The following is a 16,668-nucleotide window of genomic DNA, read 5'->3' as shown; positions in this document are numbered from 1 at the left end:
TTCTATAATTGAATTCTTCCAAGAACATAATCAGAATCCGATCTGAATAGCAGGATATTCATTTGACACCGTTACCAGCCCCCTGATACGTATGCATACCTTCCCCTGCTCGTCACACATTTCTACATCCAGTGACGGTATACAATCCTCATTCCCCCTATTGGGAGCATATTGAAGCTTAGCCCACATATTGGATGTGCAGGAATGATAGATGTCAAGTTCTTTTATGGACACAGGATGATAGGATATGTCAGCATGGGAACGTTTATTTTCCATGTGAGTCTGCCATATCGCAGACAATTGGGTAATTGCATGAATCAAATTAGGATGAACCGCATATGACTGTATGGATTCAGACATATTGTGTGGTAATGACAGCCTTACTAGGATCATATCCGCACCTGCGTAAATATCCCCAATTTCCGGCAGGTGATCAACAGACAATAACAGCTGTTGATTGCAATCCATACGCGCGGCCTGTAAATCAACATAATTAAGGTCCATGCTATCTTTCAGACTGGCATAACCTTGACTAAATATTTCCATTTCTTGCTCTTGCTTTCCGGCCTGATAAATCTCAAAGCTGATTTCATCGTGATCCTCGGCATAGAGTGCGATGGTTACTTGAATAGTTGCTGTTTGAATTAAAACGGGGCTTCCCCAAACAATATTTTCCAATCGAATATATTTATGCTCTTCCGCTTGGGTTTCGGTTGACCACTTTACTGCCGCTCTTGCCATTTCTACCAAGACCTCTGCAGGAACAATCTTATAGTCGGCCCCCTGTTCTTCCTTCACAAAAAATTCCTGCCCGGTAAAAGCTGTGCAAAACCGCTGCTCCGATAAGATAGAAGTATTTTCATGCAGTAATGGATGTAGACGGGATACACGCTCTTCTTTTGTGATTTCTTCTATTTTTGTGACTGGCACCCAATATCGTTGTTTTTCAAAAGGGTACGTAGGAAGCGATACTCGCTGCGGTCTGGTATGAGAATGCAACAATGTCCACTCAATATCCAGACCTTTCACCCATAACTGGGCAAGCTTTTCCAACTTCTTTTTGCTCAGGAGCAGGTTCATAAACGCAGCTCCCTCTTCTCCCTCTATCAAAACCTGCAAAGAGGAATTACTTAACTTTACATTTCCCGTGTGAACATTTTCTATATTGCTTTTCGCTTGAAGATACAGATCTAGTTTCCCCACCAACTCCCCGATACTTGACGCAACCACAGCTAGTCTTTCCTCCATAGCTTCTCTGCCGATCTGGAGCGTAAAAGCGATGTCACCCATATTGGCTTCAGGTTTTAATAAAAATGTACGAATTTCCTCAATATAGTGACAAAGTGTGTCTTTGTTCTTGGCTGAAAACAAGAAAATTTGTGGTTCATTTGGTTTACGACCATAGCTCTGTTTATATTCTTCTACAACCATATGGGCATTTACCCCACCAAAACCAAAGGAACTTACACCTGCACGTCGAGGAATATCATATCCTGTCTTTTCCCATTTTTTCGTGTTTTCTACAATGTAGAACGGACTATTTTCCAGTTTGATATATGGGTTTTGTTCCTTATAATGTAATGTTTTAAGTAGCTTTTTGTGCTTCAAGCAAAGTACAATTTTGATTAGACCTGCGATACCCGCTGCTGATTCCAAATGACCTATATTTGTTTTTACTGTACCTATCCCGCAATGGGTTTTATCCGTTGGTTGCCGTCCCCAAGCGGTATATAATTCATCAAAAGCTTTTTTCAGTCCGTTAATTTCAATTGGATCGCCCAAAGATGTTCCCGAACCATGTACTTCTATATAGCTCACAGTGGAAGGGTCCACTCTTGATTTCGTCCATGCATCTACGATTAAATCTGCCTGTGCATTTGGATTGGGTGCAGTAAGTGAATTGGCACGGCCTCCATGATTGACCGCTGTTCCTCTAATCACCGCATAAATATGATCACCATCCCGTCTGGCTTGTGAGAGGGGCTTTAGCATCACCGCTGCACTCCCTTCCCCCCGAACATATCCATTCGCTTTCTTGTCAAATGTCTTGCATCTTCCATCTTCAGACAACATTCCGGCTTTGGCCAAAGCAATATATAGATTGGGACTCGCCAATACGTTCACGCCACCAGCAATAGCAACTTCACATTCACCACTACGCAAGCTTTCCACAGCGCGGTGTATAGCAACCAAAGAGCTTGAACAAGCCGTATCAATGGGTTCGCTTGGGCCATGAAAATTCAGTAAATATGAAATACGATTGGTTAGAATGGAGTTAAACAGTCCTGTCGGTGTGTACGCCTGCATTTCTATCTTGTGCTCTTTTAACAAATCGTCATAATCAGAGCTTCCAGCACCAACAAAAATCCCCGTTCTGCTGCCGGACAATACAGAAGCTTTGTAACCTGCATCTTCAATTACTTTCCAAACGGTCTCTAAAAATATTCTCTGACGCGGGTCCATTAATTCTGCTTCGCGGGGGGAAATACCAAAGAAAAAGGCATCAAAAGCATCTATGTCTTTCATAAAACCGCCCCATCTAATATTCGTTTTCCCCATTTCCTTGGTCGGATCGCCATCATATTCCTCCCAATTCCATCGATCTGGCGGAATTTCGGTAATCAGATCTTTTTCTGCCTCCAGATTCAACCAAAATTCGTTAAGATTATCTGACTGAGGCATCTTGCAAGCAACACCAATAATAGCAATCGGTTCATTTGCGTTCTCAAAGGCTTGAGCAGGAATATTCGATGGAATATCCGCTGGTTCTACTACTGCTTCTTTCGCGGATTCATCCGAGTGGAATGAAGAAGTTGAAGAATTGACAGTATATAAAGAAGCCACTCGTTCTGTATAGTTATCTTTTAAATAAGAAACAAAAGAGCCCATATTCACAAATTCATAGAATACAGGCGGAGTCAACTCCAAGTGAAATTTTTGATTGACCCGATTAATAAAATCAGTGGTAGAAATGGAATCAAATCCATATTCGCTGTAGTCGGTATCCATTTCAATCGTATCTTTATCAACGAATAGAATGTCCGAAGTAATCATTCGGATATCCTCGCACAAGCCACGGTAAATCATCTGTTCATCCGATTCAGAAAGTTGCCCCTTAGCCGAGAATTTCTCCTTAATACTAGAAGTGGAGTTAAACAATTTTATTTTTTTCGACGGATTCTCTTTTAAAACAATCATCTGATCTCCCGACATATGTAACGCATCTTCAAATGCTCTTATCCCTTCTTCAGTGGAGATGGGGAGAATTCCCATGGTATTCTCCATGAAAGCAAGGGTAGGGGCGTCTACTGTCATTCCACCTTCTTTCCAGAGTGGCCAATTTATCAATAAAGACTTTCCACTGCGTCCCTCCATCTGCAATATGCTTGTACGGTGATGAGCATAATAATCCATAAAGGCGTTTGCATATGCATAATCACACTGGCCTGCATTCCCTATGACCGACATAATGGAAGAGAACATTAGGAAAAAGTCCAGCTCTTCATGACGGGTCGCCTCATCCAGCCACACTGTTCCATACAGCTTAGCAGCCAGTACTTCCTCTATTTGATCAATAGACTTCCTCAAAATATACGCATCCCGCAGCACGCCTGCCGCGTGTATCACCCCATGAATATGACCAAATCTCTCTTTCGCCTTGGCAATCATTGCAATGCATTGTTCACGCAACGAAATATCTGCCTGCACATACAGAACACTTGCCCCACACCGTTCCCATTGCTTGATCTTTTGCTCATGTTCGGATGTGAGAGGCGAACGTCCTGCGATAACCAGACGAGCTTTGTACTTACTGGCCAAATATCCAGCGAAAATGGAGCCTAATCCTCCCAATCCTCCGGTAATCATGTAAGTACCTTTCTCCCTCAATGAAATGCTAGATGTACCTAATTCATTGATTAGTGACATATAACGTACAAACCGCTTTTGCTGCTGATAACGAATTTCAACCTCTTCATCATCCACAGAAAATTCACTTAACAATTGATCAAGAGATGTTTCAGCCGACTCACTAAGTTCTACAGTAGCATATATCAATGCAGGATTTTCTTTTCGAAGTGTTCTAGCAAATCCTGATACTGCCGCGTTCTGCGGCTGACCACTTCCTTGATAAACGTAAAGCAACTTACATCTCTTGGGCAAAGACTCCCTCATTAATGCTTTACTGAGGTAGAACAAAGAATAGATTCCACGCTCAAGTTCGGTTTGCAATTCTTCTTTTTCCGATACAAACCGTTGGTCCGACCAAGCGTAAATAAGGGCTTCGGCGGTCTGCTGGTTTTGTTTTATGGTGCTGAACAACATCTCATAGTGCTTCGGATTCAAAGGGTCTATTTCATAGATATCACCTTGCACAGAGCGATAGGCATCCCCTGGCTGTACAAGTACAGCCTTGATGCCGCGTTTTTTCAAGCTATTCCAAAGGCCGGTATCTGTACCGAAAACGATGACCTGTTCGGGAACTCCTCCGTCGGAATTGGGAAGACATTCTCTCCACAATGGCTGATAGTATGTGGTTGCTCGTTCCGTCGATTTCAAACTATCTCTGATTTTACGAATCTGCTCAAATCCTTTGTCTGAAGTCATCTTCCCTTCTTTGATCAAATGTAAAATCTCATCTATTGTGAATTGATCGTCTGACACCACGCATCCCCCATCTCCCTTTTGATGTCATCAATTTCCAGTTCACCTTTTTCAAGACTTTGCAGCAGTTGCTTAAGCTTCAAGTCCTCCAATTCGGAAGCATTGTTTACCAATACCTGCTCTTTTCGTCCATTGATCCGAAACGTATTCCGATCAAATGGGTACACTGGCAAGCCAATTTTATGATATGGCTTGTCTTGAAATAATCGGTACCAACGAATAGGTACACCTTTCAACCACAGCTGAAAAACACCTTGGTAAAACTGCGTAACTGTATCGATTGTTGCTCCAAAATGTATGCCAGGGTCAGCGACCGTATGGCAGCTGTCTATATATACAACCTCCACATCCGCTTGTTGTGACAAATCATGATCTACATTTTCTATCCTGCTGATCCATTCGGGATTCATAGCTACTTTCATTTCATTCTGATAGTATTTTTTCATTAATGGATATTTACGTTCAGGATGAATTTTCATCAAATTATTGTTTATAATTTCAACTGCTCGTTCTACTGTATTGGTTTGTATCATTATTTGCACAAGCGTTTCCTTGGGCAAAATCCCCTCATCTAGTAAGTCCATTATCTCTTCCAATCGTGATCCAATAATGAATTGTTGTTCCTCTAAATTCCACTTTCGATACAGCTTTCTCAGAGAACTCGCAAGCACAATCAAGAGTAAATCGTGGTTTACATTCCCTGTATTTAAAAGCTGCTCATCACACAATATACCGACAATACTGCAGCTTGTCTCTTTTTGGATGACCGATTCCCAATCGTCAATGTACCCTTTAAAGGTGTACTGTACAGGGTATAGCAGCTTGGATTTTTGGATATATGTTTGAAGTCCATTATCATTTGGTGACTTGGATACTGAAGAACCTGACTGTTCTTTTACTCCGTGTTCTGTCAAACTGATTAGATCATGGATATATGCTTCATTACATTGTAATGAAGCATAAATTTCACCTATAACTGGCTCCCGAATAGGAATAACAGGACAAGAAAACATTACGTCTTTTAGCTCGCATTTCCCCGTTTTTACAGCTAGTATGTCCTCCAGTGTCAGAATGCCACTTATAGCCATCGCAACCCACCAGCCATCATTATGTCCAGTTACGACGGACGGAGTCAGCCCAAGAGATATAAATGAAAAGGCGTATGCATACCCTGTAATTAACTGGTATAGTGATTTTTCTAGCCCAATCCAGGACTCCTGAAAGAAACCACTGCTTATTTTCCTGCCTACATGCAAGCTTCTTAATGTCTTCATGGCGTCATCGATAACCTGCTTGAATAAACTACATTCTACATATAATGGCTCAATATCTGCATAACTTTCCCAAGAGAGATTACTAATGTTCAGTTCCCATGAGCATTTCGTCGCTTTCATTTGAGGCAAATAGTCAGCCAACAGTTTCTCTTTCAATTCTTCTTTATGGTGTACCAGTATGCCACAACGATACTGGAATGCCTCTCTGCCCATTAGCAATACACTGCTTATATCGCTTAAAATGTGAGCTTTAAAATCTTCAGTGGTAACGAATGTCCTCCATGCCTCTTGTAAATTTTCCAATGCCTGAGGAGTCTTTGCAGATAAAACAAAAAATTCACTTCTATTTGTATTGAATACCTCGTCCGTCTCGGCGCCCTGATACTCCTCAAGCAATACATGGCTATTAACACCACCAAAACCAAAAGAACTGACACTGGCACGCAATGGACCGCCTTCCTCAACGGATTCCCAAGATGATAAACCATTTGCAGGGATAAACGGAGAGTTAGCCCAATTCACGATCGGATTTAGAGTCTTAAGATGGAGGGTTTTGGGGATTTTTCTGTGCTTCATCATCATTAACACTTTGATTATACCTGCTAGCCCTGCAGCACTCTCCAAATGGCCGATATTGGTTTTGACAGATCCGATCTTGCAAAATTGCTTCTTATCTGTAAATTCTCGGAACGCCCGTGTCAAACCCTCCAGTTCTATCGGGTCTCCCAATGAAGTGCCTGTTCCATGAGCTTCCACATAATTGACCATTTCGGGACGCAAATCTGCATCTTGATATGCACCTTTGATGACATCTTGCTGTGCCTGTATACGTGGAGCTGTAATCGACTGACTTTTTCCGGAATGATTGACGTCCGAACCTTTGATAATGCCATAGATATGATTTTGGTCTTTAACCGCTTCATCCAAACGCTGTAGCAAAAGAACAGCTACCCCGTCCCCAGGTACATAACCATTAGCATGGAGATCAAAAGCCCTGCACATACCATCAGGGCTTAGCATACGAGATTTTGAAAAAGAGACATATTTCCATGGATGAAGATTTAGATTGACACAAGCAACCAACGCATAGTCGCATTTCCTAAGCCTTAGAGCTTGCTTCGCTTCATGTACTGCAACAAGTGAAGAAGCACAAGCAGCATTGATAGTTTGACTGGCTCCCTGAAAGTCAAACGTATAGGAAATGCGGTTGGATAATAGGCTTTCAAAGTTGCCTAAACATGCATAACTGTCCATTCCATGCTCTGTATCTATCATCTCTTGACGATAATCCGTTGTCATAACACCTGCATAGACGGCAGTTTGTTTATGTTGAAGTGTGGCTAAAGAGATACCCGAATCTTCAATACAATGCCAAGTTTCCTCTAGCATTAATCTTTGCTGAGGATCCATATGAATAGCTTCACGAGGAGATATCTTGAAAAATTGATGATCAAAGTCATAAACATGGTTCAATATACCGCACCACTTACTTATGCTTTGGCCAGACTTGTCCATATCCATTGCATAATAAGTCTTCACATCCCAGCGATCAGGAGGAAGTTCCCGAACAGAGTCTACACCTTCTTCGAGGTTATTCCAAAATTGGTTATAATCATAAGCATCTGGAAAACGGCATGACATACCTACCACCGCGATATCTGCCTTTTTGGATCTCATCCGCCTCACTCTTCCCGATTGAACTTTACTCATAAACTGCTCCATGAAACGCAATAAATCTACGATTCAGTATTTGGGCTGTTTCTGTCATGATCTTGATGCCAATGTCATCTACATGACGATGCTGCCAGCGTTCCCATTTTGTACCTTTAACCCACTGATTAAATGAGCCCAGTGCTGGGCCGCATTGGATCTGATAATCGAGTCGATTGTCTGCTTCCCCACTGCAAGCTAAATACGACGAATAAGCAAAATACCACTTGAAAATTAAAGCCATTTTACGCTTGGGGTTTAGTTCCGCTTTTTCAATCTCCTGTTGTGGATAATGTCGTCTAACTTCCTCGTATACTTCATCAAAACTTCGCTTGAAATATTTTTCCTGAATTTGCTTCTGATCCTTATCACTAATCTCTTCCAATGAATTATATTGACGATATAGATCATAGAGCTTGTTAGCCCGTGCTGGAAAGAACACACCTTTTTTTAGAACTTGTACTTTGGCCCCTAATTCAAACATATCTCCTGCCGGAGCATAGGTCGTGTCCTGAATATTGATTTGTTCAAGCATATCTTTGGCATTATTGCTAGTACCTGCCTCCACAGTACATTGATTAATAGAACCGGTAACTATAAAATCGGCACCCAACATAAATGCAGCTGCTGCGGCTTCAGGAGTACCAATACCACCTGCTGCGCCGACCCTCACCTTTTTCTTGTATTCATACTTCTTCATCATGTCGTCACGTAACCTCGTGATAGCAGGCATTAATACGTAGGCTACTCCGCCATCTGTATGTCCTCCCGAATCAGCTTCCAGACATAGATCATCCGCCATTGCAACCTGAGCCAGCCTTTTCGCTTGTTCTTGCGTAATTTGACCAGCCTGGACCATTTTCTCCACTAATAAAACAGGGGCCGGACTCAGAAAGTTTTCCGCAACCTCCGGTCTCGATACCTTAGCGAGAACGCGGTTGCGAATCTCTACCGTTCCGTCCGGTTTATCGTATAAACCATTAGCACGATAGCGGATTAGTGACTCTGTTATATTAATAAATGCTGAAACTTCTATTTTACGTATTTCATATTTGAGATAAAGTTCCGTAAGATCTCTTTCTCTATCAAGCTTGCCGGGTGTATGTAAAAAATTCATTCCGTAAGCTTGTCCTTCATCCAACTCCTGCTGAATATATTGAATATCAGATTCAATCTGAGGAATAGACAACCCTCCAGTTCCCAAAAAGCCCATCATACCTGCTTTGCCCATCTTAACTACCATCTCTTTGGATGAAATCCCTTTGAACATAGCTCCGGTCAGATAGGCATATCTGATGCCATAATCCTTTCTAAACTCCTCAGAGCCGAGAAACTCTGGTGTAATCCCAGACACTAGCGGACTAGTAGGTGTCCTAGTGTCATTGGTTAGCTGAATTTGTTCAGACTCTTTATAATTCCATTCTTCCCGAGATAACGTAATGGGAGCAGCTCCCTGTTTGATTTTTTGCGTCAAACTTGTCAAAACATGACCTGGGCCAATTTCTCTGATTTCCACATGATCCAACCCCAAGAGAATCTGCACGGTCTCACACCATTTTACGGAACTTGTCATTTGTCGAACCAGATTTGATTTTAATTCTGACTTAGTGTAGGGTCTGGCACTAAAATTCGATATAACTGGTATTTTTAAATTAGAAAATGCAAACCCATCTAAATAAGCAGCAAATTTATTCCCTGCTTCCTCCATATATCTGGAATGAAAGGCTCCGCTCACAGTAAGTGGGATATAAGTAATGGTAGAAGTCGCCTCAAAAATCAACTTTGCCCGCCCCATATCTTCTTCTAATCCAGAAATCACTACTTGTTGTGGAGAATTCAGATTAGCTATATCTATGCCGTCCAGTCTATTCTGTGTTAAAGTTTGTTGGATATTGTTCATATCCATTCCTATAATGGCTGCCATTTTGCCACCAGCGGCGAGACTCATTAATTCTCCTCTTTTTTTCACCAACTTCAAACCTGTGGCAAAATCGAAGGCACCTCCAGCAAATAATGCATTATACTCCCCCAGACTGTGCCCTGCTACAATTTCGGGAGAAACACCACTTACTTGCAACGTTTTTAGATACATAAGTGCATTAACTGTGTATAAAGCAGGCTGTGTAAATTGCGTTTGTTGCAACTGATTGTACGCATCCACTAAACACAATTCCTCTATGGAATAACCAAGAATGGCATTAGCCTGCCGTGTAAGCTCAGGAAATTCCTCAAATAATCCTTCACCCATTCCTTTACGCTGCGAGCCCTGTCCAGGGAAAACAAATGCTAACATACGCCATTCTCCTTTGAATCAGCATAACGCCGTATAATGTCATCCAATTGATTACAGTCTTTATGAAAGGGTGTCATTATAGACAAAGCCGTTTGTTTTTGATTATATATAGGCAGATTTTTCACAATATTTACCAAGGTGCCCGAAGGCCCCATATCAATATAGATGCCTTTCTTTTGTTCGTGTGTTATAGAACTTACTGCCTCAGCGAATCGGATCGGTTTACGGGCAACCTTCCAAAAGTAATCTGGCTCCAGTCGTCCAATAATTTTACCGTATACGCTTGATCCATAAGGAATCACAGGTTTATGTAGGATCTGCTCCTGCACATAGCTCAGGTATGGCTTCTCCGCGGGATCAATACAGGACGAGTGAAACCCATGCGAAACCGCGAGCCGTAAGCAGACAACTTCCTTGCTCTTAAGCAATTGCTCTACACGATCAATATTTCGGGCACTACCTGATACAATAAAATGTGATTGATGATTTACAGCTGCAAGTTCACAAAGCTCACGCAACAACGGATCAGACGAATATATATTCAAATTGTGCAGAATGGCTAACATTCCTCCTTCAGCACAGGTAGATTCAAGCAGCTCTGCTTGTCGAACGACCGCTTGAAGAGCCGTTTCCATGCTCCATACTCCTGCGGTTACCGTTGCTGCGTATTCTCCCAAGCTTGTTCCAATGACAGCATTCGGCTCAATTCCATGACTCAGAAATATCTTGGTGAGTGAGCATTCGACCATAAAAATCGCAATATGAGTGTATAACGTACGGTCAAAACGTTCTCCCACCCTACGGCCCGGGTCATAAATGATATCCAGTACTGACTCCCCGATAAGTCCGTATACCTGGTCATTTAATGTGTCCATACACACTCGAAACACATCATTATGTTTGTACAGCTGAATTCCCATGTGATAATACTGCGATCCCTGACCCGGATACATAAATACAACTGACTGATTCATACACAACACCACCTCCACTTGCAATGCATATGAAAAAAGTTATGTTCACCTTTTGATGAACATAACTTTACAAAACGGACTTTAGATTATCATAAAAACTATAATTATTGTTTTCGCTCACATTCAATAATGCAGAATTGATCTGAAGTGGGAATAACACGTGTAATTTGTAAACCGGATCGATGTATCAACACCTCGAATTCCGACTGAGTTCTAACGCCTCCACCCGGAGTGACGGCCAGAAACAGTAAATCCCGAATTACCTCTTCTTTTGTCGGATGCTTATCATCAACAAGCATCTCTATAATAATTAATTTAGAGTCATTTAACATCGCTGAACGTATATTACTGAGTGCGGACAGAACGTGCTCATCATCCCAATCGTTTAACGCTTTGCTGATAATATAGAGATTTCCACCAGCCGGAATTGTTTCAAACATATCTCCACCAATTAACTCACAACGTCCTGTCATATCTACAGAATCTATATATTCCTTTGCTCGCTCGATCGTTGATGGCAAATCATATAAAACCCCGCGACTATTTACATTTTCCTCTAGAATACCAGCCAATATTTGTCCTAGACCACCCGCAACATCCACAATGACATCAAACTCGTCAAATGAATATGAATTCAGTATTGTTGGTAAACTTACTTTTGAATATACTTCCATCGCACGGTTGACCACTTGCTGCTGCTCAATATTTATTTTCCCAGCTTCAAACCATGCGGAATTGTCGAATGCAGGCCGTCCGGTCCGGATGCTGTATCCCAAATTCATCATAGGTTCAATAATAAAATCCCCTAGCAAATAATTTGCAATGGGCTCAATCGATTGAGGGGTTTCCCCTGGTTGCAATGTAGCTCCATACGCAGTTACCTCGTAATTTCCAGATGCATCAACCTTAAGAAGATCCATGGCGACTAATGCTCTTAACAATCTTCGTAAAGAAACTGAGTCTAGCTCCAAATGAGTCGCTAACTCGTCGTTCGTTTTTTTCCCTTGCTGTAAACCTTTAAACACACCCAACTCTGTTGCAGTCTTAATCACAAACGAGAAAAAGTAACTACCAATATACCCCATAACACTAGCCTGTGGCGGTATAGATTGCGGCTTAACCTCAACTTTGTTCACATTTGTTGTTTCCATAGCGATAACTCCTCTCTAGTATTCGCACTTCCAAACATAAAGTCAATTCCACTGTCTGCATGCAATGCAGTAGTATCAAAAACAGGAACGCTGACATCCTTTTGATTAATAAGCAACGGAATCTCTGTGCAGCCCAGTATGACTCCCTGAGCACCTTCAGAGATTAATTTAAGGATAATGCGTTGGAACTTTCTCTTAGCTTCCGTGGTAAACAGGCCCAGCACCAATTCGCTGAAAATCACTTGATGTATATAATTGCGATCAGGCTGATCTGGAAGGATAACATCAATCCCTCTTTCTTCCAACTTGCGTTTATAAAATGTTTCTTTCATTGTAAAGTTGGTTCCGATAAGTCCAACCCGCTTAACGCCTGTTTCGGAAACTTTATTTGTAACTGCATCTGTTATATGAAGAAGAGGTATACGAATATGACGTTGTACTTCTTCCGCTACTTGATGAACCGAATTGCAACATATCAGCAGACAATCAGCCCCGGCTCTCTCAACTACGATTGCAGCATTGACTAATATTTCCGTAACATCCTGCATTCGATTAGCATTTACAAGAGACAAAACTTCCTCATTATTCAAGCTGTTTAGAATCAACTTGGCCGAATGAGTTTTTCCAAGCTGCTGATTAACACGCTCATTAATATACTTATAGTAAAATAACGTCGATTCATAGCTTAATCCACCGACTAACCCAATTGTTCTCATCTTCTGTTTCCTCCTTCAATGGTCTATCAGCTTCAACCACTGCACCTCCCTACCCTCGTGTCATATGTATATAAGAGTCGATAATTATCAGCTAAGGTAGCATTCGGTCTGTTGCTTCCCGATAGTTCCCCACTTAAATCCAAGACGGTCAAGTATGAGTTCTGTTCGGTCACATACACGTAAATAATTCAACCATTCAGTATTGCGGAGTAAAAAAAGATTGAGAATGACATTTATGACTTCTTTGCGAGTAGAAGGGTCATTAAACTTTTGAGTTATGATACGTATAAATAATTCATAGTCGACCAGTTCTATTTTTTCATTGATAGATTGTAGTTCTCTCCCCAACTGTCCCCAACTGATTCGATGAGGATTAAATACATGATGGTTTTGATTATGCAGAGCAGGCCGGTCGAATAGAGTAACAATAGCTTTGGCAGCTTGATCCACACCTGTCATATCCAATATTGGTTCATGCAAATCTGGAAACAGACCGATGTTATTCATTGCATTTACAAAAGAATAAAATGCGTTACTCTCCTTGTTAACCATAAACTTTCCTGTTTGAGTGTTATTATTAAGAGAATTTAAGCGATAAATTGTACAACTCAGTCCCCTATCTCTAGCGGTCCTCAACAGTGCTTCAGCTTCCATTTTACTTCTTAGAAAGTGATTATTAATATCCGCTCGAATAGGCCCTACCTCTTCAATATACTCGTCAAACAACTGAATATTACTTCCCGTACCGATGCTCATATTGGACGTAAAGTGGATGTCCTTGATATTCTTGAAAGCAGCAAAATGAAGTATGTGTCGAGTACCATCGATGTTCACTTTTTCAAATTCCGCTGCTGTGCCGTAATGTCTTGTCAGTGATGCCGTATGAATGATACAATCCACGTCCTCAGCCAATTTCTCATATTCTGTAGATTCCAATCCCAGATTCGATAGTGTTACATCACCGCAAACTACAGATACTCTTGCCCATCCTACTTCATGATGTCCTTCTAAAAAATAGTATTGAAATCTCTCTTGGAGATAGTCCTCTGATATTATTCGAGACTCACCTCTTACTAGAAGGGTAATTCGGGCATTCGATCTGTTGAGAAGCTCCTGTAGAAGATGTGTACCCAAAAAACCTGTACCACCTGTCAATAGAATATGCTTGTAGGACTTTTGCAGCGTGAGATCTCGATCCCGCCAAGCCTCCACTTTTGCTAGGTATGTCCGTAGTGCCTCCTCTCTTGATCCGAGTGACGCAACCATATCCACATCCGTATGAACAGCTGAAGGCTTCATCACCTCAAGCAAATGATGAAAATACCCTGCATGTTCAACCACGTGAAGAGACAGTTGAGCGATAGTCGGATAATCAAATAAGTCGTTAATGGAGATAGTGTATCTGTCACTCAGCAGTGCAACCATTTTGACCCCGGACAAGGAGGTTCCTCCAATTTGAAAAAAATTATCATCAATTCCTATCCGTTCAACTTCAAGCAATTGCTGCCATACTTCAACTAAAGCTCTCTGGATATTATTCATGGGTGCCCGGTAAAGTGTAGCTCCAGACAACTTCAGTTGATCCATGCTTGCCAAAGCAGATTTATCAATTTTTCCATTTACCGTCAGAGGTAGAGCAGACACCTGAGCATAGCGCACCGGAACCATATATTCAGGTACCTTCAGCTTCAAAAAGTCGTATAGGACGTTGAAGCTCAATTTATGATCGCTAATCAAATAAGCGACCAGTTCCCCAACACCATTGGGTCCTGGATTGACAAGCACAACCGCCTCACGAATATCTGGGTGAGAGATTAAAGCGGTTTCAACATCACTAGTTTCAATGCGGTATCCTCTTATTTTGACCTGACTATCAATCCGTCCCAGATACTGAATCTCCCCATTGGGCAACCAACGTGCCAGATCGCCTGTCTTGTACATTCTTTGTCCCTCATACAACAAGTCTTCAATGAATTTCTCCTCGGTCAACCTTGGATTGTTCACATAGCCCCGCGCCACCCCGGTTCCGGCTATTACCAATTCGCCAATTGCACCGATCAGTTGCAACCGATTCTTTTCATCTACAATGTAGCATCTATAATGATCCAATGGGCGACCAATCGTGACTTGGGAAGCCTGATTCAATACAGCTGATGTCGCCAAACACGTCGCTTCCGTTGGTCCATAGACATTCACAATATAAGCTTTGGTCATTTGTTGAATCTCACGTAAAAAACCTATCTTCAATTCTTGACCGCCAATAAGAAACATTTTGATACGCTGCAGTGCTTTCGCAGACTCCTTGTGAAGCATCATCAGTTGCAGTCGCGAAGGTGTAATCATCATGACATCGATATGATGTTCTTCTACCAAACGCCCCAACTCAGCAGAATCTATATGTTCTCGTTCATTGGCAATAACGACTTGAATTCCCTTGAAAAGACCATACAAGGCCTCAGATATAAATAAATCAAAGGCTATACTGGCAGCATTAAGAATAACTTGAGGGGAAACAGGAGCGATTACTTCATCGATAGCATGTAGGAATCGGACGACAGAATTATGCTCAATTTCAACTCCCTTGGGTTTCCCGGTTGATCCAGATGTAAAAATGATATAGGCCAGCGATCCACCTGAGCTGATCATTAATAAGGGCTCTACTGCCATGACACTAAGATCATCTGTATCTACGCAGAAAACTCTTTCCAGCAATTCACATTTTGGCTTAATTCCCCGTAAAGCTTGCTTGTTAGCAGCTGTTGTTAGTGCAATGCGTACATTCCCTTCCCGAAGAATATCTGTCACACGTTCCAATGGAACAGCCGGGTCAATAGGAACAAACACGCCACTTGCCTTCCAAATCGCTAACATGGCTATATATACATAAGGTGATCTATTCATGTATACGGCAACTGCTTCTTCTGGGAGCAGTTGATGGTTTTTTACGAGATCAAAAGCCAAACGATCAGCCTGATCGTTGAGCTTTTGATACGTCCATTCTTGATGTTCAAAAATTAAAGCGGTTTTCTCAGGCTGTGCTCGAACCTGCTCATTGAATAATTGTTGAAATGTGCAAGCAGTACCGGATTGCAATTCTTGCGGCTTGTTAAATTGATACAGTAACTGATGACGATTGCTCTCAGAAAGAAGTTTAATATCTTCCAGAATTGTTTGCGTATCTTTCAATATGCAGGCATAGTACAGAAACAATGCATCTGTTAGATGCTCTATCGTAGCGGCAGAAAACAATTGGGGAGAGTACTTAATTGTCAAAGATAATACTCCCTCAATCATATCAAAGTCAAAAATGATCTCCGAATGAATTTCATCTATGCTTTCCCTTGACTGAATGGGGTTAAATAACACAAGTGTTTTTATCTGCGGTCTGGTGTCATCCGAGTATACAATTCCAGCTCGCTGCGCTATAGCGTGGAACGATACATCCTGATGCCGGAATGCTTCTGTCATAGTTTCCTTCATTCCGTTGATCCAATCGCGGATCGTCATATCTGGGATAAGTTTGCTACGAAGCAAAACCCATGAGCTACCTGCCGGTTCACTTTCTTTCATTTTTAAAGCAGGTGTCCCCACAACTATATCCCGCAGGCCAGTATAGCGGGATAACAGATATTTTACGCCAGATACCAAAATCATAAAAACACCCAAATGAGAGTGCCGGGTCATCTCAAATAATCCAGTCTGTACTTCGCCAGAAAATAGACGAGTATTCAAAACTTTATTCGTCTTCAACTCTTGTCCAGTATAGTCATGAGGGAAGCCAGTCATGTCCAATTTTTTATCCAAAGTACGACTCCAAAATTCCAAGCCAACTCGATCTGCAGGTTGGTTTATTCCTTCTTTAGATATAGTCTCCATTGTTTACCCTCC

General features: G+C 41.7%; 7 protein-coding genes. All 7 read right to left on the bottom strand.

Annotated features, from left to right (window positions below):
- Positions 1–30: 30 nt before the first annotated feature.
- The 7 genes from ACEN8J_RS03555 to ACEN8J_RS03525 all read right to left on the bottom strand — a co-directional run bounded on the left by ACEN8J_RS03555 (position 31) and on the right by ACEN8J_RS03525 (position 16,656).
- On the bottom strand, positions 31–4,662 hold the full coding sequence (locus ACEN8J_RS03555; RefSeq protein ID WP_049816864.1) for a type I polyketide synthase: 4,632 nt from the start codon (positions 4,660–4,662) through the stop codon (positions 31–33).
- On the bottom strand, positions 4,638–7,646 hold the full coding sequence (locus tag ACEN8J_RS03550) for a type I polyketide synthase (RefSeq protein ID WP_340932954.1): 3,009 nt from the start codon (positions 7,644–7,646) through the stop codon (positions 4,638–4,640). Before ACEN8J_RS03550 ends, ACEN8J_RS03555 begins: the two co-directional genes overlap by 25 nt.
- Complete coding sequence (fabD, locus tag ACEN8J_RS03545) at positions 7,639–9,939, bottom strand: ACP S-malonyltransferase (protein ID WP_029514837.1); 2,301 nt, start codon at positions 9,937–9,939, stop codon at positions 7,639–7,641. Before fabD ends, ACEN8J_RS03550 begins: the two co-directional genes overlap by 8 nt.
- Positions 9,933–10,913: an acyltransferase domain-containing protein gene (locus ACEN8J_RS03540; RefSeq protein ID WP_029514835.1), complete on the bottom strand. Its 981-nt coding sequence runs from the start codon at positions 10,911–10,913 to the stop codon at positions 9,933–9,935. Before ACEN8J_RS03540 ends, fabD begins: the two co-directional genes overlap by 7 nt.
- Before the next feature lie 104 nt (positions 10,914–11,017).
- Positions 11,018–12,064 carry a methyltransferase gene (locus ACEN8J_RS03535; protein WP_029514834.1) on the bottom strand — a complete coding sequence of 349 codons (1,047 nt, stop codon included), beginning with the start codon at positions 12,062–12,064 and terminating at the stop codon, positions 11,018–11,020.
- Positions 12,046–12,780, bottom strand: coding sequence for an aspartate/glutamate racemase family protein (locus tag ACEN8J_RS03530; protein ID WP_029514833.1), 735 nt, complete (start codon positions 12,778–12,780; stop codon positions 12,046–12,048). The genes ACEN8J_RS03535 and ACEN8J_RS03530 overlap by 19 nt, the downstream gene beginning before the upstream one ends.
- Positions 12,781–12,867: 87 nt before the next feature.
- Positions 12,868–16,656, bottom strand: coding sequence for a non-ribosomal peptide synthetase family protein (locus ACEN8J_RS03525; protein WP_340932961.1), 3,789 nt, complete (start codon positions 16,654–16,656; stop codon positions 12,868–12,870).
- Positions 16,657–16,668: the final 12 nt, after the last annotated feature.

The organism is Paenibacillus sp. Paensp38, assembly GCF_059491915.1.
This window is presented reverse-complemented; position numbering and strand designations above follow the sequence as displayed.

What these genes read in the sequence shown, in the direction of transcription:
- ACEN8J_RS03550 (WP_340932954.1), bottom strand. Translation starts at nt 7,646, where the DNA reads ATGAGTAAAGTTCAATCGGGAAGAGTGAGGCGGATGAGATCCAAAAAG.
- fabD (WP_029514837.1), bottom strand. Translation starts at nt 9,939, where the DNA reads ATGTTAGCATTTGTTTTCCCTGGACAGGGCTCGCAGCGTAAAGGAATG.
- ACEN8J_RS03540 (WP_029514835.1), bottom strand. Translation starts at nt 10,913, where the DNA reads ATGAATCAGTCAGTTGTATTTATGTATCCGGGTCAGGGATCGCAGTAT.
- ACEN8J_RS03535 (WP_029514834.1), bottom strand. Translation starts at nt 12,064, where the DNA reads ATGGAAACAACAAATGTGAACAAAGTTGAGGTTAAGCCGCAATCTATA.
- ACEN8J_RS03530 (WP_029514833.1), bottom strand. Translation starts at nt 12,780, where the DNA reads ATGAGAACAATTGGGTTAGTCGGTGGATTAAGCTATGAATCGACGTTA.
- ACEN8J_RS03525 (WP_340932961.1), bottom strand. Translation starts at nt 16,656, where the DNA reads ATGGAGACTATATCTAAAGAAGGAATAAACCAACCTGCAGATCGAGTT.